This is a genomic window from Peribacillus sp. GL_122, assembly GCF_057835005.1.
In genome coordinates this window covers 2639999-2663976 of the sequence record NZ_CM174415.1, presented here as the reverse complement: position 1 = coordinate 2663976, position 23978 = coordinate 2639999, and the positions used below count along the sequence as shown (strand labels likewise).

At 38.6% G+C, this 23978-nt stretch carries 22 protein-coding genes; 10 read left to right on the top strand and 12 right to left on the bottom strand.

Annotated features, from left to right (window positions below):
• Window positions 1–135 precede the first annotated feature (135 nt).
• The gene (locus tag AC3ISB_RS12855; RefSeq protein WP_377411724.1) at window positions 136–513 is read left to right on the top strand and encodes a Na-translocating system protein MpsC family protein; all 378 of its coding nucleotides are present in this window, start codon (window positions 136–138) and stop codon (window positions 511–513) included.
• 714 nt (window positions 514–1227) lie between these two features.
• On the opposite strand, the gene AC3ISB_RS12850 is transcribed toward AC3ISB_RS12855, so the two are convergent.
• The 7 genes from AC3ISB_RS12850 to AC3ISB_RS12820 all read right to left on the bottom strand — a co-directional run bounded on the left by AC3ISB_RS12850 (window position 1228) and on the right by AC3ISB_RS12820 (window position 9141).
• Window positions 1228–2229: a C40 family peptidase gene (locus AC3ISB_RS12850; protein ID WP_489276643.1), complete on the bottom strand. Its 1002-nt coding sequence runs from the start codon at window positions 2227–2229 to the stop codon at window positions 1228–1230.
• Window positions 2230–2264: 35 nt separating this feature from the next.
• On the bottom strand, window positions 2265–3131 hold the full coding sequence (locus AC3ISB_RS12845) for a nitrilase-related carbon-nitrogen hydrolase (protein WP_489276641.1): 867 nt from the start codon (window positions 3129–3131) through the stop codon (window positions 2265–2267).
• Between the two features lie 51 nt (window positions 3132–3182).
• Window positions 3183–4667, bottom strand: coding sequence for a sodium:solute symporter family protein (locus AC3ISB_RS12840; protein WP_098372231.1), 1485 nt, complete (start codon window positions 4665–4667; stop codon window positions 3183–3185).
• A complete protein-coding gene (locus AC3ISB_RS12835; protein ID WP_095393819.1) occupies window positions 4664–4864 on the bottom strand; it encodes a DUF3311 domain-containing protein in 201 nt (66 codons plus the stop codon). The genes AC3ISB_RS12840 and AC3ISB_RS12835 overlap by 4 nt, the downstream gene beginning before the upstream one ends.
• Before the next feature lie 136 nt (window positions 4865–5000).
• Window positions 5001–6233, bottom strand: a complete 1233-nt coding sequence (locus tag AC3ISB_RS12830; RefSeq protein ID WP_489276639.1) for a Zn-dependent hydrolase — start codon at window positions 6231–6233, stop codon at window positions 5001–5003.
• Window positions 6234–6324: 91 nt separating this feature from the next.
• Window positions 6325–7944 carry an amidohydrolase gene (locus AC3ISB_RS12825; RefSeq protein ID WP_489276638.1) on the bottom strand — a complete coding sequence of 540 codons (1620 nt, stop codon included), beginning with the start codon at window positions 7942–7944 and terminating at the stop codon, window positions 6325–6327.
• Between the two features lie 312 nt (window positions 7945–8256).
• Window positions 8257–9141: a hypothetical protein gene (locus AC3ISB_RS12820; RefSeq protein ID WP_489276637.1), complete on the bottom strand. Its 885-nt coding sequence runs from the start codon at window positions 9139–9141 to the stop codon at window positions 8257–8259.
• Window positions 9142–9332: 191 nt separating this feature from the next.
• Here AC3ISB_RS12820 and AC3ISB_RS12815 point away from each other — a divergent pair, with 191 nt between their 5' ends.
• The 3 genes from AC3ISB_RS12815 to AC3ISB_RS12805 all read left to right on the top strand — a co-directional run bounded on the left by AC3ISB_RS12815 (window position 9333) and on the right by AC3ISB_RS12805 (window position 13445).
• Window positions 9333–10064, top strand: coding sequence for a hypothetical protein (locus tag AC3ISB_RS12815; RefSeq protein ID WP_489276635.1), 732 nt, complete (start codon window positions 9333–9335; stop codon window positions 10062–10064).
• Window positions 10065–10682: 618 nt separating this feature from the next.
• Window positions 10683–11636 carry an arginase gene (rocF, locus tag AC3ISB_RS12810; protein ID WP_141994921.1) on the top strand — a complete coding sequence of 318 codons (954 nt, stop codon included), beginning with the start codon at window positions 10683–10685 and terminating at the stop codon, window positions 11634–11636.
• 372 nt (window positions 11637–12008) lie between these two features.
• The gene (locus AC3ISB_RS12805) at window positions 12009–13445 is read left to right on the top strand and encodes an amino acid permease (protein WP_489276633.1); all 1437 of its coding nucleotides are present in this window, start codon (window positions 12009–12011) and stop codon (window positions 13443–13445) included.
• A gap of 296 nt (window positions 13446–13741) precedes the next feature.
• Here the strand turns inward: AC3ISB_RS12805 and AC3ISB_RS12800 are convergent, their stop codons facing one another.
• Window positions 13742–14020: a hypothetical protein gene (locus tag AC3ISB_RS12800; RefSeq protein ID WP_141994923.1), complete on the bottom strand. Its 279-nt coding sequence runs from the start codon at window positions 14018–14020 to the stop codon at window positions 13742–13744.
• A gap of 393 nt (window positions 14021–14413) precedes the next feature.
• Between AC3ISB_RS12800 and AC3ISB_RS12795 the strand changes: the two genes are divergently transcribed.
• Complete coding sequence (locus tag AC3ISB_RS12795) at window positions 14414–15745, top strand: oligosaccharide flippase family protein (protein ID WP_489276631.1); 1332 nt, start codon at window positions 14414–14416, stop codon at window positions 15743–15745.
• Between the two features lie 160 nt (window positions 15746–15905).
• Window positions 15906–16097, top strand: coding sequence for a DUF3934 family protein (locus AC3ISB_RS12790; protein ID WP_098372221.1), 192 nt, complete (start codon window positions 15906–15908; stop codon window positions 16095–16097).
• 206 nt (window positions 16098–16303) lie between these two features.
• Here AC3ISB_RS12790 and AC3ISB_RS12785 read toward each other — a convergent pair whose 3' ends face one another.
• Both AC3ISB_RS12785 and AC3ISB_RS12780 read right to left on the bottom strand, forming a co-directional pair.
• Window positions 16304–16669 (bottom strand): DUF948 domain-containing protein, encoded by a 366-nt coding sequence (locus tag AC3ISB_RS12785; RefSeq protein ID WP_480339023.1) that lies wholly within the window; start codon window positions 16667–16669, stop codon window positions 16304–16306.
• Between the two features lie 96 nt (window positions 16670–16765).
• On the bottom strand, window positions 16766–17155 hold the full coding sequence (locus AC3ISB_RS12780) for a DUF948 domain-containing protein (RefSeq protein WP_489276629.1): 390 nt from the start codon (window positions 17153–17155) through the stop codon (window positions 16766–16768).
• Between the two features lie 175 nt (window positions 17156–17330).
• Here AC3ISB_RS12780 and AC3ISB_RS12775 point away from each other — a divergent pair, with 175 nt between their 5' ends.
• The gene (locus tag AC3ISB_RS12775; protein ID WP_489276627.1) at window positions 17331–17660 is read left to right on the top strand and encodes a four-helix bundle copper-binding protein; all 330 of its coding nucleotides are present in this window, start codon (window positions 17331–17333) and stop codon (window positions 17658–17660) included.
• A gap of 229 nt (window positions 17661–17889) precedes the next feature.
• Window positions 17890–18201 (top strand): hypothetical protein, encoded by a 312-nt coding sequence (locus AC3ISB_RS12770; RefSeq protein ID WP_141994927.1) that lies wholly within the window; start codon window positions 17890–17892, stop codon window positions 18199–18201.
• 126 nt (window positions 18202–18327) lie between these two features.
• Here the strand turns inward: AC3ISB_RS12770 and AC3ISB_RS12765 are convergent, their stop codons facing one another.
• Entirely contained in the window at window positions 18328–18999 is a 672-nt protein-coding gene (locus AC3ISB_RS12765; protein ID WP_141994928.1) for a hypothetical protein, read from the bottom strand.
• A gap of 343 nt (window positions 19000–19342) precedes the next feature.
• On the opposite strand from AC3ISB_RS12765, the gene AC3ISB_RS12760 reads away from it, so the two are divergent.
• Entirely contained in the window at window positions 19343–19552 is a 210-nt protein-coding gene (locus AC3ISB_RS12760) for a YqaE/Pmp3 family membrane protein (protein WP_098372280.1), read from the top strand.
• A 77-nt stretch (window positions 19553–19629) separates the two neighbouring features.
• Here AC3ISB_RS12760 and AC3ISB_RS12755 read toward each other — a convergent pair whose 3' ends face one another.
• Complete coding sequence (locus tag AC3ISB_RS12755) at window positions 19630–22200, bottom strand: helicase-related protein (RefSeq protein ID WP_141994929.1); 2571 nt, start codon at window positions 22198–22200, stop codon at window positions 19630–19632.
• Window positions 22201–22780: 580 nt separating this feature from the next.
• On the opposite strand from AC3ISB_RS12755, the gene AC3ISB_RS12750 reads away from it, so the two are divergent.
• On the top strand, window positions 22781–23740 hold the full coding sequence (locus tag AC3ISB_RS12750) for a sensor domain-containing diguanylate cyclase (protein WP_339202097.1): 960 nt from the start codon (window positions 22781–22783) through the stop codon (window positions 23738–23740).
• Window positions 23741–23978: the final 238 nt, after the last annotated feature.

Genomic DNA, 23978 nt, shown 5'->3' with positions numbered 1-23978 from the left:
TAAACAACAGTATTGTTATTTCTCTTTAATTTACTAACTTTTTCACATTTTTCTAAAGTTTTACAAACTTTTATTGACAGGAACTTGACGTCGCATTATGATAAATCCCATAAATTCGTCTGATGAACTGGAGGCATTATGATAAATACAAAAAAAAGGATCGAGGCTGAAATAAGCGAAGCATTCATTAAATTCCAGCGTGAATTGATAGGAAGAGGACCTCAGGAAACTAAAACTTATATAATCAATGATATGTTGATAACCCGTTTTAAGGGTGTCCTTACTGTAGAGGAAAAGCACCTTGTGAGTCACAATTCCGGCAAAAAACTTGTGAAAAAAATGCGTTCACTACTACGTGAAATGTACACTAAGGATTATGAAAAAATAGTTGAAGATCATACGGGTTGTAAGGTTCTTTCATCACACAGTGATATAAGCACTAAAACAGGTGAAAGAATTGAAGTTTTCATTATGGATAAGGATTTAGAACGTCTTTTTGAAACTATCAAATAGGTAGGCGATAAAGTTACAATTCTCCCACTCGTATATTATAGAAAAATAATTAAAAAAACATCGGTTAGGTGACAATAATTATTGCCACCCCACTGATGATTTTTATGGTTAATTTTTCTTTTATCAGATTATCAAATCAAACCACCTGCTAGAAAACATAAAAGAACAGTTGAATAATCTGGATTTATATAAAACTTCAGAAATTACTATACCAATATAAAGTCCATATAGAATAAAAAGATATGCCTTATATCTAAATTTAATAATTCAGCATAAAGTATCATTCCTTTATTTATAGTCATTATTATATATCACATATTATTTTTCTGAACATTTTAAACATACCGTTAATTTACATTTGAAATTTAACAGGAAACAGGGTCATGTCCCTACCAAAGGTAAAATCGCCAAAATAAAAAAGCACGAATGACGTTTTAACAACATTCATGCTTTTTAAGTGGAGAATAAAAATAGTAATAAATTTTTAAAATATTCCTGCACCTCAGTTGAGCTGCTCCACGAGCCTTTAATTAATACTACGCCACTTGGACCACTAGTGATGCATCTTGTAAGCCAACCATTCTCTTGTTCATTGACTTCAATAGTGAATTTTTCGATTTTATTCTCCCATCATTTTTACTATCAAAATAATAATCTATTTTGATAACCTACCAGAACCCATTTTTTTTACTGGGGTTTGTGTATCCCTAAGCATCAATCGATATATCTTCTTGCTCCGGCATATTCCTCTCCGTATCCGGATGTTTTAATTTCATCTATCCTTACATGTGTTGAGCTGTTAGGCGAATGGATCATTTTGCCGTCACCAATAAATATTCCGACATGATGGACCTTTCCTTTCCCTTTATCATGGGCAAAAAATAGTAGATCACCTGGCTGAAGATTTTCTTGTTCCACCTTTTTGCCATATTGCGCCTGAATGGAAGAGTCCCTTGGGATAGTTATTCCATTAGCATGGTACATTGTATAGGTAAATCCAGAACAGTCAAATCCAAATCCGGACATTCCAGCCCAGAGGTAAGGAAGCCCTAAAAATACCTTTCCTGTTTCAACGATGTCCTTACCGGTTGGAGCTGGTATTTGATTTTCATTTTGATAGACGGAAACATCCTGCTTTTCTATCCATTTTGCTCCATTACTTGGTGTCATCACCTTTACTTTATCCTTTTTAACCTGCAATAGCGGGAGGCGGGTATCGAAGCTGACCTCCATGAATTTGGACCGAAGTTTCGAATCCGAATAAAGCCAAGTCTTCGGGGCATTTACAAGGGCAAATCCTCGTTTAAATTGCTTCTCAATAGAATTTCCGTCTTTTAATTGTGCCTTTGGCATCCATCCTGGATAACCAATATCATTTCGGGGCGTCGGTTGATTGGCAACGGCTACTTTCACCCATTCACCCCTTTCTTCTAAAATCGTCACTTTTGAACCATATAAAGCTTGTGTTTCCAGGTTCCCCACAAGCCACAGCTTGTCTTCATAATTCATCGAGCCGATCCAGGCATTCAAATCAACGGGATTCGATGCAGAAGGAGTATCGATTTCCCTTAATAATCCCGGCTCCGTCCAAAGAGTGGCCACGGCTACATCCACATAGGCAATTCTCTCCTTCTCTCTTGAACTAGCTTCATTGGGACTGAATACTAAAATACTAAGAGCAAATAAAGATAGCACTACAACGGTTAACCTTTGCAAAATAATCACCCTTTCGAAATAGTTTTTTCAACAGATTATTTCAGCCCTTGATAAGGCTCATATTTTGCATACATATCTTTTCGGCGATTACGATCCTTGAAAGTGGTCGCCGCACCATTCTTTCGATTCTCATATAGTTCGTCCATATCGACCGTACCGGTAATGATTGTATGTTCATTCATTACCGCCTCGGCTACTATTCCATTTGCTGGCCAAGCGCTGTCACAGGGGCTAAGTATACTGGAGCGGCCGTATCCGTTCGGCAGCGGTGTCCCTGGTTCACCAACAGTGGGGCAATGAACAAAATATACCTGATTCTCGATTGCACGTGCATGTGCGCAATGGCGTACCCGCCAAAAACCAGCCTCAGTAAATGTGTATGATGGGCAAAAAATGATGTCGGCCCCATTCACAGATAATATCCTTGAAATTTCAGGTATCTCCGCTTCATAACATACCGCTATTCCTATCTTAACCGGACCTACGGAGTAAACTTCCAGATCATCACCTTCAGAAGTATGCCAATTCGCTTCAGCAGGAAAGATATGAGTTTTTTTATGCTCAACGACCGATCCATCTTTATCAAAAATGTATGCGATATTGAAGTATTCATTTTCGCGGCGTTCCATATGCGTGCCCGCAATGATGACCTGCTTTCTTTTTCTGGAAAGTGAACAAAAAAGTTCTTTGTATTGATTGGTATATTCATCAATCCTGATAACGGACGAAGCATCTTGTTCTCCAAAGGCCGCTGATAACCCGATGGTTAACAGTTCAGGAAAAATGATATAATCCGAGTTTTCGGGAACTTGGGTGATTAAGTCTTCTACTTGTTTCTGAAATTCATTGAAATTTGACACTTTTTCTACTCGAAATTGACAAGCCGTTATTTTAATTTTCACAAAATCCCTCCCAAATCATGCTTTTTATTCCATTAGCCTTGTTAAAAGAAATTAGGATATCTTGTCCAGATCATTCATTTCGGTCTGTTGCATAGAGATATGTTTAGTCAGTGCACTTACAATGAATGTTACTAGAATATTAAACAACAAAGCTATGACGCCTGTACTGATATCATTAATTACATGTGGGATATCCGGCAGGAATGTAGCAACCTTCACATCTGCAATTGTCGCATATAAAACAATCAGGACGCCTGCCAATATCCCTGCCATTGCACCATACTTATTGATTATATTGGTTTTTGGTAAACTGCAAAACAACGAAGGTGCCAGTTGTGTAATTAAACTGTATGACATGATATTCAAGATGGCCAAAGCCTCGCCGCCTGTTACCGTTACAATTAAAGCAATGATTGAGATACCGATGATGATGATCCTGGAGACAATCAATTGATGTGTTTCAGTCGCAGCAGGGACGAGAACTTTGTAAAAGCTATTTGTCAGACCTACTGATGCAGCCATTAGCATGACTGAAGCAGGTACTAGGGCCGTCAATAACCCTGCAGCTCCGATAACCCCTATCACCCATGGATCGAATGTTTGAATCGCCAGCCTTAAAAGTGAGAGATCCCCATCAGCCCCTTGCAAACCCGGGATTTCCAAGATGGCTGTAAATCCGATGAAAAAAACGAATAGCAGTAACAATGTGTATAAGGGTAAAGCAATCGCATTTTTGCGAAGGGTCCTTTCCCCATTGGACGATAAAACGACCATGAATGTTTGTGGCAGCAAATAAAATCCTAGTGCATTCAGCAAAACGGTGGACACAAACCAGGACTGACTCAATCCCTGATCTGCCAAAACCAACATTTCCGGTTTAGCAGCTTGGACGGTCTCGAACATTGGCTGTATGCCTCCGAAGTAATGAAATGGAATGTAAATCCCTAAAAAGATAACGACCACCAAGATCATGAAATCTTTCAGTATGGCTGTCCATGCTGATCCATGAATGCCCGAAATCATTACATAGGTAGTTACGACAACAGCACCGATGACACTTGCAGCAACTGGAGAAATTGCTCCGTAAGATGCTTCGGAAACAATGATACCTAATCCTTTGAGCTGTATGACTATGTACGGCACGAGGGCTAAGCTTCCCAATACAGCTACGATCATCCCCATTGTCCTGCTCTTATATTTAGATGCAAAATACTCTGGCTGAGAGATAATGGAATGGCGTTTTGAATATCTCCATATTTTAGGGACGAGCCAATATGATAGGACGTAGGCTAAGAAAATATAGGCGGGAACATAATAAGCAGCGGCACCTTTTGAGTAAGCCCACCCACTTCCGCCCAGGAATGTAAAAGTTGTATAAATTTCACCTGCTATCAAGAGAAAAATGAAGAATGTACCGAAGCCCCTGCCCCCTACGGCAAATTGCTCCATGTCCATATCCTTCCCTTTTCTTGCTTTTATCCCTAAATAAAGTGCCAGAACCAAGAAGATGGAAATGATGAGTAATGATATATTCATTCAGAATCACTCCCTTTATTATCAGGATCGAACTTATAGACAATCATTAAGATGATCGATGCCATGACCATCCAAAATGCAACCCAAAATAACAAAAAAGGCATACCCAATATGTACGGTTCTATTTTATTTGCATAGGGCAATAAACCTAAGAACCCTATAAATGGAACAAAAAGCAATAGCTTAATAGCATCCAAATTATACCCTCCCCTAATTAGGTTCCGAACATGGATGTATCACCATCAGTCAAGCCTAGTTTCAAACTGAACTGATGGTTTGATAGCATCCGTGGCTTACTGTCATTAGCTGCTTTCAACCAACCGTATATGCGTCTTAAGTAGTTTGGATGGCAAGGACCGTTTCCAATATTACATTGACGCCTTTTTCACAATCTTCCCAAGTAGTAAGTTCCTCTTCACAATGACTTTTACCGTTGATGCTTGGAACGAAAACCATGGCAGTCGGTATATAACTGGCTATAAACTGTGCATCATGTCCTGCACCGCTTACCATTCTCTTATAGGGTAGACCTAATGTATTGCTCGATTGCTCAAGCAAATTGCAAATGGATTTTTCGAACCAAACGGTATCCCTGTCCCATAATTTTTTCACTTGGATGTCGCAGCTGCCTTCTAAACCTGTTGTTGTAAGGCTTTCAATGACTTCCTCCACCTTTTCGATGACATTGGAATCCTTATGTCTCGCTTCTAGCGAAAAAACCACTTTATTAGGGATAACCGTATGGATATTAGGAAACACATTTACCCTTCCCATCGTAAAAACCAAATCGTCATCAAGCATGCCCAGCTTCTGACGAGCCTCCATAATCAAGCTATTCGCAGTGAAGAAAGCATCTTTTCTCATTTTCATCGGGGTGGTTCCGGCATGATCGGATTCTCCTGTAACTTCTATCTCATAGCACACCATACCAAGGACACATTCAACGACACCGATCGTTAGTGATTCACGTTCAAGAATCGGCCCTTGTTCAATATGCAATTCTAGAAATGCAGTCGCTTCTTTTAAACGATTCTCTTTATCCCCTGCATATCCAATGGCATTCAAAGCACTTTCGAAAGTCGTTCCGTCACTATCTGTCTTTTGCAGCATGATGGATTTTTCGAATTTACCTGAAAGAACTCCCGAAGACATCATGGAAGGTTCGAATCTGGCTCCCTCTTCGTTCGTAAAATTGACGATCATTACCGGAATTTTAGGTTGGATATTATTTTCCACCAGAGTTCTCACGACTTCCAAGCCTGCAGCAACACCCAAGATACCATCAAACCGCCCGCCCTTTTTTACGGTATCCATATGTGATCCCATCACAATAGGCGGTTTGTTTTCAAGTCCCGCCAAAGTAGCGTAAATATTCCCCATATCATCAAGCTTTATGGTCATACCCAATTCTTTACAGCAAGCACAAAAGTAATCACGGACTAATCGATCTTCTTCGGAAAGGGATAGCCGTGTGACTCCATTGTTTTCTGTCCTTCCAAAATCAGCAAATTTCTCGAGCGTATGACTCAGCCTCTCACCATTAATTAATAATTTTTGCTTTTTCATAGCGAATATCCCCCTTTTAAATTCTACATGCGTTCGCTTAAGCCAAAAATGAAAGTGAAGGTATTGTTGTTTTAGAATAGTTACGCTAGATTTATATTTCTACTAATGTTCCCCTATGATAAAGAATCTCCCCATTCAGAATCGTTGACTCAACATTCAAATCCTTGATATTTTGGGAATCCACTTTCAATATACTATCATTCAATACTACTAGATCGGCCAGCTTGCCTGCCTCCAGGCTGCCTTTGACATCTTCATCGAAACTCGCAAACGCGCCATTCCATGTGTATAGTTTTATGGCTTCCAATACGCTAATAGATTGAACCGGACCTATTTTCGTACCAGACCTGCTTGTTCTATTAACAGCAACGTGTATGCCTAATAAAGGGTCGTGATCAGTAACGGGTGCATCGGAACCGCCTGCGGCCAAGATGCCATTATCAATGTAATCACGGGCGGCGTACATGTGATTGACCCTATTGCCGTAGTGTTCAATATATATATCGCCGAATTCATAAGGAAAGGGGGGGTTGGGGATTGGGATGACTCCAAGTTCTTTCATCCTCATTTGTAAATCAGGCGAAGATATTCCAGCATGCTCGATTCTATGTCTATGATCTTTTCTGGGCGATTCATTCAATGCCTTTTCCACGCAATTCAAATACATCTCAATCGCTTTGTCGCCTTGGGCATGGACTGTGATCTGATAGCCTTTTTTATGTGCCTGACCTAATACTTGATAGATCTCCTCTTCTTTATAATAAAGAATGCCAAAATTGCCAGGATCACTCGAATAAGGCTCACGGGTAGCGATTGTCGGACCGGTACTGCTGCCATCCGTAAACAATTTAGCTGGTCCGATTTTGAATCTTTCGTCCCCAGTTCCGGTTATGACTCCCGAATCGACCATTTTATTTACAAATTCATGAGAATTATTCAATGAACCGACCATCGCATAGATACGGACACGAATATCGTTATTTTTTATGGCCTGCTGCATTAAACGGAAACTTTCAGGACCATGAGCACCAGCTTCATGAATGCTTGTTATGCCTGCTGCGATGAAATGTTCCGAGGCTATTTTCACTGCTTTCAACAGTTCACTTTCTGAATAACTTGCTCTGTCGGCCATTATCATATTTGCTGTTTCAATGAGTTTGCCTGTAATCCTCCCAGCCCTATCCTTCTCAATGATCCCTCCAGTTGGATTCTCTGAGTTCTCATCAATTCGGGCAATCGCTAACGCCCTGCTATTCACTACGCTTATATGGCTGCATGTACGGGTTACCATGATGGGATGGTCTTTTGAAATAGCATCCAACTCCGCTATTGTTGGATAACGTTTTTCTTTCACAGCGGTCTCATTAAAGCCCCAGGCGCGAATCCATTCACCTTTAGGGATCGTCGAAGCTTTCTTCTTGAGATCGATCAATAAATCTTCTACAGATTTGATATGTTCAGCTTTACAACTTACTGCCAATTGATTGACTCCGTACAATATAAGATGAATATGAGAATCAATAAACCCGGGAAGTAATGACTTCCCCTGCAAATCGATTACATTTGTTTCTTCTCCGATAAATACCTTGATTTCATGATTCGTACCGACTGCCGAAATACGATTACCTTTAATTGCCAGGGCTTCTGCGACTTCATTTTTTTGATTTACGGTTATTACCTCGCCGTTTATGAACACGATATCAGCTTTCAAACAACACACCCCTTCCTTATTTTTTCACCCCTATTAGCTCTTCCTTTTCCGTCTCCCTTTTTCACTTATCGGAATATTCTGTTTTCAACAGATTCATTATATCCACACCAGATTGTGAAATCATTAGACAAATAGTCAAAAATTTCATCGTTTTTTTATACCTTTTATATAATTATGTCTTATTCCCTATGATTTGCTGATCTCCCTTTTATCACGCAAAAGTGATCAATAATATTCCTAAGGGGTCTATAACCAATAAAAAAGGGATAGGTAAAGCTGCTGATATGCTTACCTATCCCGCTTTTCATTTTTTTACAATCCATTCAATCTTCCGATAATGCCAATGGTCAAATACTGTTTGTTAGCATTAAAATCCCATGTCCAGTAGCGAAGGCTTAATTCGCTTTTATCCACATTTTCAATAAACGTTTTTACCCCAATCAATGCTGCCCCATATCCTACGTTCGAGGCCAATGCAAAGATGGCATTCATCCCTTCATTAATTGTATCCATATAATCAGGTTCGATTTTTAAGATATCAGTCCATGTAATACAGAATCCATTTTGCTTGGTACATTTAGAAATAGAGTGATTCATTTTACGTACGATTTCATCCCTTAAATCTAAAATTCCATTCTTAATCTCTTCTGCGTCTTTTTTCTGATATTGGTGTTCATAATCAGAAAGCAGTTCCTTGGCCCAATTATAAAATAGTTGGGTATAAATGGCGGATGTTGCCACGATTTCAAAATCATTATAATAATTAGCAAAAACACTTTCAGAAAGCTGACCTAACCGATTCTCGGTTTCCTTTAAATATTGAATAATTCCCTTTGCCGTTTCACCACGATCCAGCATGGAAGATAGGTGGTGATTAAAATCCACTTTATCGAGGCCTGTTACATCGATTTCAACAAGTTGAATTTTCTTCCGGGTCCGTTCAGGCAAATTCGCCGTACCCTTTTCCATACTTTCCATATCAATATCAAATAAATATATGGAGTTGCATCTAGTCGCCAAATACTCTAAATCCAAATCATCGCAATTGCCTGCACCAACGATAGCCACTTTATCTGCGAACGAATTTTTCGAAAAAACGGCATCGAATAGCCCTGTAACTTGTATACGATGCGGTTGCCACCGCAACTTTCTGTATTCATCCCGATTATGATTCATTTTTCTTTGATAGATTTCCAAGTCAATCTCTCCCTTTAGGGTACTAACGATTTATTTATTGTAACAAAGTATCCCGATATTTTGGAGGACGGGCAATTTAGATTTCGCACCGGGAAAAGATCTGCTCAATTTCCATAGTAAATTGAGCGATAATAATGTTAGAGTAATATGGTAATTATTGATATATAGCAGAGTATACAGGAGGGTGTTCCTTGAGCAAAACAAAAAAGATTTTACTTACTTTACTAGGTATTTTTTCAATCATCGTTGCCGGAGTAGTGATTCTTGTGTTTTCATTCACACAGAGTATGAAAGCAGATCCCGCTGAAGAAAAGAAGATCCGGGATCAAGCTGAACGATATTTAGAGAAAACTTTTCTTGACGGAACCGAAATATATGATGTCCTATACGACAATATGGGAAACCGGGGCTATTTTAAATACGCAGCTAAAGTGAAACATGAAAAATATGATACTCAATTTCTAGTTTTCTATAATGATGAAACAGGGGAAATGGAGGATACATTCATATCTGATAAATGGCAAGATGATGCAGAAAAAGAAATCATGCCTTATGTTGAAAAAGAACTTGGTGACGTATTGATTTCCAAGGAAATGGGAGATATTGCAGAGAGTGATGAGTGGAAGGAGATTCAGGAAGAAATAGGCGATCATAATCAATTACTCTTGGTCTTTGATGAGGAGATAGGGAAAAAATTGAAGATTGATCCGAATAAACCAGCCAGCTATAAAGATTACGAAGTTTCCCCAACCATTCGGATTACCCTTTCACGTAAGAAACAGGACGCCGATGAAGACCGCTTTACCGAAATTATCAATGCCCTAAAAAAAGATGGCGTTCTAAAACATGGAAATATGATAGTAGAATATATTAGTACCAATGGTGTGCCTTTAGAAGATGAGGAATGGAGCAAATCTTTTTAAAGGGCTGAGATTTTTTTAAATAAAATACACAGCAAAAATTTTTATCAATTTTTTCTAGACCAGCGGTTCGATAAATACTGAATACTTTCAATCCTTTGACTCCAAGCCTTTTTCCCATTGTTTTCATCCATACTTTTTGTAAAAAGTACATTATATTTCAGATAATATATATATTTCGGGAAAATATATTATGCTAACAAATTGAAATGAAGTGTAAAATCATCTATTTTTAGTCTTCCTTATTATTCATTATGAAAATTATTAATCCTTTCATCTGAGTTACAGCCCTGTTTTATGAATAAATGTACCTAGTAAAATATATTCACCAGCTCTTTTATACCGTTAACGATAAACGTTAAATGGAAGAATCCTCCCACTCCCTATTGAAGTTTCAAATTCAACAGGAGTGGGAATTTTATTGTATTTAACGCACTTTTCAATCATCCAATATACCCTATCCGTGAAAATTTCGGCATTTTCACAAAATTAAAAATAGGGATATTAACCCAAGACTTTTACCCTTTTCTTAATCGTATAAATATTCAAAAAAATGTCGAGTTGAGTCATCTATCCTTTTACGCTTATACTAGGGAAGAAAAATTGAAGGAGGAATTACATATGAACAAGGAAATTTCAATTATTGGTGTGCCTATGGATCTTGGTCAAACTAGAAGAGGAGTGGATATGGGGCCTAGTGCCATTAGATATGCAGGGTTGAGTGAAAGACTTGAAAACATTGGCTATACTGTCCGTGATGAAGGTGATATTAAAGTAGAAATACAGGAAAGAGCACAAAGTGATAGTGACACAAATTTAAAGAATCTGCAGGACGTAGCAGAAGGTAATGAAAAATTGAGTCAAAAAGTGGATGAAGTCATCCAAGCAAATCGTTTTCCTTTAGTATTAGGGGGAGATCACAGCATTGCTATCGGGACATTAGCCGGTTTAGCGAAGCACTCTGAAAACTTAGGGGTAATATGGTATGATGCACATGGCGATTTAAACACTTCCGAGACTTCCCCATCAGGAAACATACACGGTATGTCCCTAGCTGTAAGTTTGGGTCTTGGCCACCCTGCACTGACTAACATCGGCGGATATTCTCCAAAAGTCAAACCAGAGAATATTGTCATCATTGGTGCCCGTTCTTTAGACCAAGGTGAGAAAGAGTTAATCAGGGAAAAAGGAATTAAAGTCTACACTATGCATGAGATTGATAGAATGGGTATGACAAAAGTGATGGAAGAATCGATTGCCTACCTGAAAGAACGTACGGATCTTGTACATTTATCACTTGATCTTGATGGTCTTGATCCAGATGATGCTCCAGGGGTCGGAACGCCTGTAATGGGAGGTATTAGTTACCGTGAAAGCCATCTTGCCATGGAAATGCTAGCTGAAGCTAATATCATTACATCAGCAGAATTTGTTGAGATAAACCCAATATTGGACGAGCATAATAAAACGGCTGAAGTTGCTGTCGCTTTAATGGGCTCATTGCTTGGGGAAAAATTACTTTATGGAACGGAAGCACATATCACTCCAGATTTATTGGCTCATGTTGTTAAATAATCAGACGCTATGTTTTTGATAGAAATATAGAGAGTTCGTTAAAATTGATATTCCATAGGAAAAAGCCTATACTTCATTATGTGCTTTTTCCCCCATTGGCGGATGATCGACATGAATCAATTTACATTCCTAGTTTCCTGACGCTTGGCTTCCTTTTCTTTATAAAGCGGCGCTTTCGAAATTAATTCTGCATAGGTACCTATGTACATTGACTCATGCTTCTTTAATGCAGAAGTAATCTCTTTTCGAAGGGGATTCGACATCATCTAAGAATCAGAATCAAAGCTATTAGACCTGTGAAAACACAAATTCCCTAATAACGTCCCAACATAAATGAAACCGTTTGCACCCATCAGGTAAAGGAGTTTTTCAATGAAAACAGCAGAAAATCAACCAAATGAATTAAAACGGAGCATGAAAGCAAGACATTTATTTATGATTTCAATAGGGGGATGTATTGGTACGGGCTTTTTCATTGGTTCAGGCTATACCATTCATGAAGCAGGAGCTTTCGGTGCTATCCTCTCTTACATAGTCGGCGGCTTCATCATGTATTTAACGATGCTTTGTCTAGGTGAACTATCCGTTGCCATGCCTGTTTCCGGTTCGTTTCAGACATATGCGACAAAGTTCATCGGTCCGGGAACCGGGTTTGCCATCGGATGGCTTTACTGGTTAGGTTGGGCCGTTACAGTTGCCTTAGAGTTTCTGGCAGCAGGCCAGCTTATGCAAAGATGGTTTCCTGAATCACCCGTTTGGATGTGGTGTGCAATCTTTGCTTTTCTCATCTTTTCACTAAACGCCTTATCAGCAAAGGCATTTGGCGAATCGGAGTTTGTTTTTTCTAGCATAAAAGTATTGGCCATCATACTGTTCATCATCGTTGGCGGTGCTGCTATGTTTGGTATGATTGATATGAAAGGTGGACAAGAAGCTCCATTTTTCTCAAACTTTTTCGCTGAGGGTCTTTTCCCCAATGGAATATCGGCCCTGCTAATCACAATGATTACAGTGAACTTTTCCTTCCAGGGCACAGAATTAATCGGAATTGCCGCGGGAGAAAGTGAAAACCCTGAAAAGGTTATACCAAAATCCATCAAACAAACGGTTTGGAGAACCCTTTTCTTCTTTGTTCTTTCGGTCACTGTACTTTCGGCGATGATTCCAAGGGAAAAAGCCGGTATCTCAGAAAGTCCATTCGTTGTTGTACTAGATAGTATCGGAGTTCCGTATGCAGCTGACATAATGAACTTCATCATTCTTACAGCTCTATTGTCAGTGGCGAACTCCGGTCTTTATGCTGCGACACGTATGCTCTACTCGCTTTCAAGGGAAGGGATGGCAAGTCCGAAGCTCGGTTTGGTGAATAAGAGAGGGATTCCGCTTAATGCCCTGCTCATCACCCTGGCGATTGCCGGTTTGTCTTTACTTTCAAGTGTAGTAGCTGCAGACACAATATTTGTCTTTCTTCTCTCCCTTGCAGGGTTAGGTGCACAAATTGGCTGGATTGCCATATCGGCTAGTCTTCTTGCTTTTAGAAAATCCTATACCCGCCAAGGCGGAAAGATAGAAGATTTGAAGTTTAAAGTTCCGCTATACCCATTCATCCCCATACTTGCTTTACTAACAAACTGCATCGTCATGATCAGTTTAGCATTTGTTCCTGAGCAGCGAATGGCCCTTTATTGCGGGGGAGCATTCTTCCTTGGATGTTATGCGGTTTATCACTTTAGAGTGAAGAAAATTAAGAAAATAGAATCTCCCAAGCAGGAAGTTGAATTAAATGCCGGTAAAAAAATGGTCATTTGATCCAGAATTCCGCGGGGTAGAGTAAGTGGTGAAAAGCGATCTTTACAATCATTTAGATTGCTTTTCAAAGAAGAAATACCCTGGATGTTTTCACACCCAGGGTATTTCTTTTATTTAATCACCATTTCCTGCATAGCTACCCAATTGTAAACCGCTGTAAGAATTCTTCCTTTTCCCTTCCAGCTTTTTTAGTTCCCCTAACTATACCCTGTCTATAATAATATGCATATAATAGGAAGTTAAATTTCCAGCTCCATCTAGGCAATAAAAACAAGCATCAAAACAAAAAAATCATCTTAATCGATGATATTATATTGTGCAAATTCCTTTAATCTAGGCAGGATTGGCTCTAAAATTTCCTTGGCTATGTAATCGGTATCCAATCCAATGAAGCGTTCACTTTCCATTTCGACCGATCTCGCATTTCCCGGATCATTACAAAAAATAAACGATATGGTCCCGTTATCTTCCGTCATATCTACATATTTAAATGAAATGTCATGTTTCGTAAGACAACTTTCAAACGCAATGCACAATTCATCTATATTTGATTGACTAATAGATGTGAATTTCATATTGATCATCCCCTCTGCTAAAGGATAGCAAAATAAAGCATGAATTTCAAAGCGAAATTCAAGTCCCATTCTTATGTTCATGATTCATCTGACTCTTTCGACAAAAGGGAACATGGCAACAAAACTTGCCCTTGTTTGGAATATCACCGTATGAAAGCCTTTTGATGAAGATGGCATGGGTAATGATTTCCCCATTAGAAATGAATGTAATCAATCGATTTTATTCAATTTCCCACCCTTACCCTGATTTAATTTTTTATCTTTCAACAGCGATTAATAAGGATTGCCCTGGGCATACCCGCATTTTGTATCGCCGGGATATGCAGTTCCTCATGAATATTCCATGGCATGTCTCATATCTTTATACAAACACCTTGTTAGGAGTGGACCAACATGAAATCTTTTTATAAAGGAACGCTCATTTTGATTGTCGCAGCGTTTTTTGGTGAATGTATCGAATTTTTAGTGAACATGCTCCTAGCCAGGGAATTACACGAAGAAGGCATGGGGCTTTATATGTCCATATTGCCAATTTTCTTTTTGATATATGTGATCGCCAGCCTTGAATTACATATTTCCATTTCAAAATTCGTTGCGGAAAATAAACAGGCAATGCATTATAATCTTATCATTCATGCACTTAAAATGGCTGCAGTCGTCGTATTGGTAATGTGTGTAGTCTTGCCTTTCATACTTTCCTTCTCATCCATAATGGACAATTACCATCCCTATATTAAATGGCTGCTCATTACATTGATCCCAATAGTTGCCTTTTCGTCGATTGCAAGAGGCTATTTCATGGGTGTCCAGCAAATGGGGAAGATCGCCTTTTCCAACTTTTTAAAAGATATCATTCAATTCGGCTTGCTTTTCCTCATCTTTAACTTATTTCATTTTAACCAGGAAAAGTCATTATTGATGGCCTTTTTTGTTTTGATTGGCAGTGAGTTCCTCGTTTTTCTATACTTGATCAACCTTTTGATTCTTCAAATGCGAATCATGAGGCGCGGTACGAACTCGCGGACAACTGGTAAACATGCACGGCAAAAGTTATTGGCGGTTTCGCTGCCTACCATGGGGTTAAGGATCTTTCATGCGATAACAAATGCCATCCAACCTTTTTTGATCCATACTGCTCTTCTCTCGGCAGGATTCGGTGCGGTAGTTGCTACAGAGCATTTTGGGATGCTCACTGGAGTTGCGATGACGATCGGCTTCTTCCCTGCCTTTATCGCACATTCCTTAATGATCATGCTCATTCCGAATGTTTCTAGTGCTTACAAGAGGCAGGATAAGGAAAAATTGAGGGTTTTATTGCAAAAATCGATGTCTTTCACCGTCTTGTATGGAGTTCCGGCTGTGATTTTCATTTATTTCTTTGCGGAACCTTTGACCTCCCTCTTTTTTTCTTCAACATCTGCCGCATACTATTTAAAATTATTATGTCCTTACTTCCTTTTTCATTTTTTTGTCATTCCCATGCAAGCCTATCTCATTGGCCTTGGTTTAGTGAAAGATGCTTTCATCCATACCGTATGGTCCCATATTGTTGCCTTTTTAATGATGTATATCCTAGGGTCTCAGGCTTCTCTTAATATGGGAGGAATCATTTTAGGAATGAATACTGGCGCTGTATTATTAACTTTCATGCACTACTTGACCATTTGCAAAAAAATCGGAATAAGCATCTTACTGACGAAATCAAGATCGATATCGATAAAGTGAGGCAAAAACCCTTGCTGTTATTGGTTTATAACGATTAAGATTAAAAATATTGAGCCTTTCCCTGTACATATCACCTTCGTTACTGTATATTTCAACATACTTGGGTAATAATCAAGTAAAATGGTTTAAACTAACCATACAATTGTAATGGAGTGATTTCATGAGTAAAGCTAAGGCAAAGAGTGGAACTGGTAAAGGTACGGGCACTGGAACGGGCAAGAAGGGCTGGAATCGTTGGAAAACAAGTGCCAACAAGAAAAAAAGCGCCAAACCATATGTAAGTAAAGGCATCAAACATTCCAATGACTCAAAAACATCCGGTCATGCTGCAGGTGACAAGACAGAAAAATAATTGCTTGTCCTATAATCCATACAATATTTATGTTTGTTCCATATTCTCATACAGAGTTTTAAGAGATCTGTATGAGAGAAATGGGTCTTATAGATATAAACCACGGGCGATATCCATATGAAGCATAAGACTACAGCTATTATACATACCATCAAAAAAGACACTCCAAATCCCGGTAGTGTCTTTCATTTTTTAATATTTTCTTTTTATCTAAATTGGTTTTTGGGTTTGATAGCATTGTTTTTTTTCGGGGTAAACTCTGTACGGAAACCGTTAGTGGCTTTTTTAACAGAGTCTGTAACTGAATGTATCGCTTCACCAACATCCTGAGCAGAATCCAATAATGGTTCAACCGTTTTCATTTTAGTTTTTACATCGTCGGTGATTTCATTTGCAGTTTGCAATAGTTGTTTCGATTCGCCGGACAAATCGTTGATGGCATTTCTCACCTCAACCAATGTTTGATTTGCTTCACCTATCGTGACCATTCCTTTTTGAAGAGTACTGATTAAAAATACGACCAACCAAATGAAGGCTAAAGCGATCGCAGCCACACTATATTGAATTATCAAGATAAAGCTCCCCCTCTAAATTAAATAGTAGAAACGATTACTTTAAATATGTTAGTGAATCCCGGGGTGCCTGCTTTTTAATGATAAATGATGATACTATTTAATTATTATTTGAACCCCCTCAGCTTCAGTTCGAGTTGAAGGAACTGTCGGAGTGGATAAATCCTTAGGGCGGCCTTCCAAACTGGCTTCTTTCATGGAATTGGTTACATTATGAATCATTTCCCCAACATCTTGAGCTGATTCCAGCAATGGATCGACATTTTCCATCTTCCCTTTTACATCCGCTGTAATTTGATTGGCAGAGTGGATCAATTTTTTGGACTCTTGCGTCAATCCATGTACCGCATTTCTTACCTCTTCCAGTGTCTTATTTGTTTCTTCGAGCGTTTCCATTCCTTTACGCAGCGTCTGGTTGACATTATATATCAAATACACGACGGCTCCGGAGACACTGGCCACACTTAATTTAATAAACATTTTCATATATCCACTCCTTTCATTTAAATTTATGCCCTGCCCCTTCCATTAATTCCCTAAAGTCCTTCACTTGTCCAGTCAGTTTTATAGAAGGACCATTCACCTTAACCTAAAAGAAGTTTAAAGGGTAGTTTAAAGGATAATAGTAAGGGAGAGACCATATTTAGGAGGAGATTTGTTCATGTCACATGAGAATTATTCATCTGTTATCCAAACTTTAAATGAATGTATGACCGCGTGTAATCATTGTTACGACGCATGCTTAAAAGAAGATCATGTAAACATGATGGTGGAGTGCATTCGCGTGGATCGGGAATGTGCGGATATTTGCTCTTATTTAGTACAGGCGATAGGAAGAGGTACACCGTTTATATCAGAGTTGGCTGAAGTTTGTGCCAAGATTTGTGAAAGCTGCGGAAACGAATGTAAAAAACACGATCATGAACATTGTCAAAAATGTGCTGAGGCATGCTTGAGATACGCAGAAGAATGCAGAAAATTAGCCGCTTAATGTAAGGAATAGCACTAAGCTATTCTTTACATATATTTCCCCCTTAACTACCCATTTCTTTGTTAAACCTATTTAAGGATGATGATATAATCTATATATTCTAGCGAGGTATATGTTGAAATTTTTTAATATAAATAAATATTTTAAAGATGATATTTGTAAAAATACAAAAACATATATTGAAAACTGCCATTTTTAGGCACACTAGCATTAAAAACAGGAGGATATTATGACACCTCGTAATGTTCCGGCTAAAGATGATTTAGAAGTGAAAGATACCCCCGCTTCACCTGATAAGGAAAGTGAAGTAGCCAAACTCAATCGATTATTAGGTGCGGTCATGCGATATTTATCAGATGATGAGCAAGAAGAAATTGATATAGAGTATCTTCTCGAAAACACCGAAGGGCTGCGAGATTGGTGGAGCGAATATAGGGAGCTTGATCGAAAACGGGTCGAAGAAGAAATAAAAAATTCCCTGACAGCTCTAACCCTTGAAGAACTTGAAAACATCCGTGAACAAATCCGCATAAAGGAATAATAAAAAAATCCCTGCACTGGGATTTAACCAGATCATGCAGGGATTTTTTTATTTTCTTCTATATACAAAGACATTATTTTGAAATTAAAAATCATGCCGTTCATGCGGCATCAGAAATCCTTTGATTCAAAGACCACTCAATGAACTTAGTTCTAATTGATTGATCATGGAATCAACTAATGCATCCAATGGGTTTAAAATTGTCTTTCCTGTCTGAAGTTCATATCTCTTTGCTGCTTCGACCATTGATAGTTGAGCCACCGACATAGGTCTATTTTCGTTATTAAACTGGTATAGGAAGTTCAAGATTTCCTGGTTATACCTCTCTCCCAATCCCTGCATAATGAATTCAAAGGCATTGTCGATGATGGTAACTTCAAAATCCACAGCCCCATATTTTTCAGCTTGGGCATTTAAACGTTTAACTGTTCCTTCAACAGTGGCAGGGTTCGTGAATAATATCATCTGCGGTTGCTGTAATTGGCAAATTTGCTCAAAATATGGTTCATCGATTTTAATGATAGGCATGGGTAAGGATAGCTGTTCTTCGTTTAAAAAGGCGATGTAGTTTGTACAGGTTATCAAAATGGCATCCACTCTACATTCGGCAATCCATTCGACTTGTTGTTTAACCCTTTTTTGAGCATCCGAATCCTTAAAATTTTCATCCGTTGACACCCGTTGCATCAATCCCGGATCTACAAAATGAAGCCATTCAATATCGAATTTTGAGAATGCGGTTTCTATGTATTCTATATTTGTATAGTGTGCATGCAAACAGCCTATCCTTTTTTTCATATAACTCCCGCTTTCAACAGTTAGTATTCTGATTATTCTAACACATAAAGCGACGTTACACTGGCCGTATCGGCAAAAACGACAATTATCCATAGCCCTCCTGACATCATCGGGAGTCAAAAGACTGCTTCTTAGTGCCAGAAGCTCAGTTGGTATGAATTCGGCTCTTGAGCATATATTTATCAAGGCGATAGCAAGAGATATCATCAGGAAAATTGAACTTCAGTAACCGAATTACTTTTCGATTCAAGTAAAGCATTTGTTTTAGAATAAAAAATTAGCAAAAAGAGAAAAACAAACCTTAATAGTCAGATAAAAATCATTATATTGGAGAGTGTTCACCATTCTTTATTTAATTGCGATTCTTTTCCCTCCATTAGCCGTATTATTAGCCGGTAAACCCATCCAGGCTGTGTTTAATCTGGTCCTCACACTATTTTTTTATGTCCCTGGTTTAATTCATGCAATCTTAGTGGTGCATGATAAGAAAGCTGATAAACGAATGAAGCTGCAAGCAGCACTTATTGCTAAATCGAAACAAACGACAAAGTGATTTATACAACCGCTAATAACCCGAATGCCGACACCATGGTGCACTTTATTCGGGTTATTACTATTAAAACAATTTGGTTAATTGAATCTGTGCGTCTTTTTAATCCCTCTATGATAACAAGCATCACATATATGAAAACGCGAGTCATCCGGAAGCCTTTTTCCACAGCGCTTGCATTTTTTTTGATAATTCAACATTTCGTCTTTTAACTGATCATGAACGCCATCACTGATTTCTTCACGGATACGCTCCCAATAAACAGCTTCCGTCCGCTTACCCATCCGATATAAAAATAGTAGATGAAGACCTATCGCTTTATAAGATAGCTCCAATTCCTCCAGATTTCTAGTCTTGATGATCGGTTCAGGAAGGTCACTGTTCTCGGCAATCGCTTCGACCGTTTCCAGCCACTGCCTGATCAAACTTGGTTCCTTTGCCGAAAAAGGAATATGCAGGAAACCATATAAATCCATTAAAGAAAATCGCGCTTCGATTTCAGTATCCCGTATCAGTTCGTAAAGCTCCCTTTCTTCCGATAGAGAAGCCTTTTTCGTGCCTTTAGGAGGCTCAAATCTCTCCCACATTTCGAAAAATGTCCCTAGGTTCCGGTAATATTTTTGAAAACGTTCAAACACAGCAGAGGTTGGGGCGATAGTGAAGGTTTGAACTGGTTCATCTACCTGTTCCAGCAACTTATTCATGATTTTGATCTCTGCTGTAAATGCTACCTTTCCAGTGTCATAAATTCCTTTTCTACCCGCTCGACCTGCGATTTGTTTGACTTCTTGAGAAGTCAATCTTCTTCTCCGTGTCCCGTCGAATTTTTCATTTTCAAGAAAGACGATGCGGCGTATTGGCAAGTTCAATCCCATACCAATCGCATCTGTGGCAACGACAACTGATGTTTCACCACGATTGAATAACTCTATTTGCCGTTTTCTATTTTCAGGAGGCATACTGCCGTATATCATGCTGACATTATGTCCACTCTCTTTTAACCGGGAAGCGGTTTCCAGTACCTGCCTTCTCGAAAAACAAATGAGGGCATCCCCTTTTTTTGTATACTTCAGTCCATACTCCCTTTGTTCTACCTCTAGCGGTATTTCCCGTCTGTATTCGTGGAGTTCTAAATCAGCTTCATTAAGAAGGTTCAGAAGCATCATTTTGATATTATTGCTTCCGATTATGTGTACTTCTTTCGCATTTGCTTGCGTGATTGCCCTGAACCATGAAAAGCCTCGATCTTTATCGGCAATCATTTGGGCTTCATCTATGACAATTACTTCATGGTAGTCTTTCTCATGAAACATTTCAACGGTGCTGGAGACATGTTTAGCCCCCTCAACAGCCTTTTCTTCTTCACCGGTTTTTAATGAACAAGGTACACCGTCAGCATTTAATTTATCAAATACCTCAAGGGCCAACAGTCTAAGGGGAGCTAGATACAAACCGCTTTCCGCTTCTTTCATTTTCTCCAAGGCCTTATGCGTCTTCCCGGTATTAGTTTCTCCGATATGCAAAACATATCTTACTTTTTTTCCTAATGATGGAGTATAGGCCTTACCGATGATGTCATCGATCATCCTTTGTTCTTCTGCGCGCTTCTTAGCTTGCTCTGCCAATACTTCAGCTTTTCTTCTCTCTCTGTTCTCAACGTCTTTTTCGTATATTTCTTCGTGCAATGTTTCATTAAAAGGAATTCCTTCAAGCTTCAGTAAATCAGAAAGGTATTCTTCCTGAAGTTCATCAAAACAGGACTGAGACAAATCAGCCAATTCATCGCTTAGTATACCTTGAAGGGCATCAACCGTCAGCCTTTCCCCATATGACTCAAAAAAATCATGATGCAGTGCAGCAGATAGATGTTGCATGTATTTGTCAGGGGCTAATTTCATTATGAAATCCGCAACTAATCTTTCATACCTGTAGAAGTAATTTTCATATTCATAACGGTTCCTTCCCCAACCGATTAATGAGTGAATATCGCCTGTCAGCTCTTCAAAAAAATCAGTGACCATTAGGTATTCGGCAGCTTGAAAGCCCCCCTCTTCAACCAATTGTTCTTCAAGCAAGTATGGATCGACATATTGGAATTTAGGCTTATTCTTAAGATCCTTTGTCAAAATTCCAGCAATATAATACCTGACATGTAAATATAAAAGAAGTGAGTTACTTTCGAAAAAGCTATTGGCCTCTTCTTGCAGTCTTGCGCGTATCTTCCATCGCTGCTTGGCAAGCCGCTGTTCTTCTTGTCGCCTAAAGAATTTTTCCCTTGCATTTTTATATCTCTTCTCCCAATCTTCTTGATTATCAGCAAAGGTTTTTTTAATCCACGTTAAGCCATCAAACGGGCGATACTTCTTTAATTCGTTCCGGAACATGCTATTGATCAGCTTATGATCTGATCCTTCCGTTACAAATCCCCTTTCGCTTAAAAATGCTTTTTTTTCCTTTCTGGGCACATCGTTTGATGCTTTATTTAACCAAACATTTATCCAAATTTGCTCAATAAAAGTCGTCCTGTCTGATATATAAGATGAATAAGAAGGCATCGTCTCTTGATTCTCTAGATAAAAATCCATATCCTGGATTATTTTTTCCTTTGTATTCTCTATAGCAATAGGATATATACTTTCTAATTTTCCCATAATGATCCCCTTTTGAATTATCCAATATGTACTTTATTGCTTCTTTTTATCCTCCCCAAATTTTTTTTATAAATGAGCGCGATACATTCGTTTTATCTATTTAAATTCATGCGCACCGTTATCATGAGATGGTGCAGGAATGCCAAGTTGCTTTACATTTGTACGCTCCAGGGTAAATAAGAAAAATATACCAAGTATGCACATCAAAAGTACTCTTCCCATTTCAATTACAGTATAATGCATGATGAATAGACTGATCATTGACTTAGATTTTATGGATCATGAAGTGATACCCATCCCTGAAATCCAGAAACGGATACAGAAATTTAGATAAATGATAATCCGGCGAATGAAAATTTAATGATATTAAAAAATTGCCGGAAATAAAGTAAAGGTCAATTTTTCAACTTTCTCGTTTACACTATTCATCGATAAAACGAATTCAACCCCTTAATTGAGTTTAGTGGAAATCCGGACAACTGTCACGGTATTCAGATTCCGCTTTTGTGTCTTTGTCGTTCAATATGAGAAATAACATCCGGAAATCTAAAAAGACTATAGATAAAAGAGGAGCCTGAGAATGATTCAGCAAGATTTCAACTATTACAAAAGTTTCGATTCCATCGCTAAAGAAGTATTAGCACTATTAGCTCAAACCATTGAGGTCAATACATTCTTTCTTTCTTTCTTGAATCCCATCCAGAGTTTTATCATCAAATCCTTCAATAGAAATGCAAAGTTAATTTGTGAAGGTGACATCCTTCCTTATAATATGGTTTATTGCAAATTAGTTGTTGAGAATGGCTTGCAACCACTCGTTATCCCGAATTTGAGGGAACATGAATTGACTAGTGGCCACCCCGCAACGAAGTTTATAGGGAATGGGTGTTTTATGGGGGCTCCCCTAATAATTGAGGGTGAAATCATTGGGACATTATGTGCATTCGACATTAAACCTCATGTTTTTAAAGAATATGATCTGATACTCATTAAGTCTTTGGCAGCTTTGATTAGTCATACCATACTACTTGAAAAAGGGATTATCAGGGATCCTTTGTCAGGTTTATATAATCGGCACTTCATTGATAATTATTTCGATTATCATAAAGATAAAACAAACGATGAAATGGCCCTTCTTTACATCGATCTTGATCATTTTAAATTTTTTAATGATTCTTTTGGTCATGATGCTGGTGACGACGTTATTAAAAAGGCAGCGGAATGTTTTTTGCAAACCGTACCCGAAGGCAGTCACGTGGCTCGAATCGGTGGTGATGAATTCATTGTATTATTACATCCATCGCATTGTGAAGATTTAATGAAAAACACTCAGCAAAACGCTGAATTATTACTGAACCATTTATCCACCATGCCCATTCACATTAATGGAAAGGATCATTTTGTATCAGCTAGCATAGGGATAAGTTTTTATCCTCATAATGGTACGGAAATGGAGTCACTTTTGAAAAAAGCGGACCGTTCCATGTATATGGCTAAAGAGTCTGGACGTAAGAAAATTCAATACTTCCGCCAGCAGTGATCATCTGAAAAATAAAAAAACCAGTTCTCCTTGGAGACTGGCTTTCTTTTACCTTAAAAAAATCCAACGTTTAGCTTTCAGCCTTTGTAAAAGCTTTAGCAGATCTGCATTTCCCTTATGTATCCGTTTCTCGGATGGTGAAGCGGAGGGGACCGGGATGTTAACTCTCTCGGGTTTTTTGTTCATATTCTGAAAGACCCTTCCTATTCTTTGATTTTGAATAGTATATGCGGGTTCT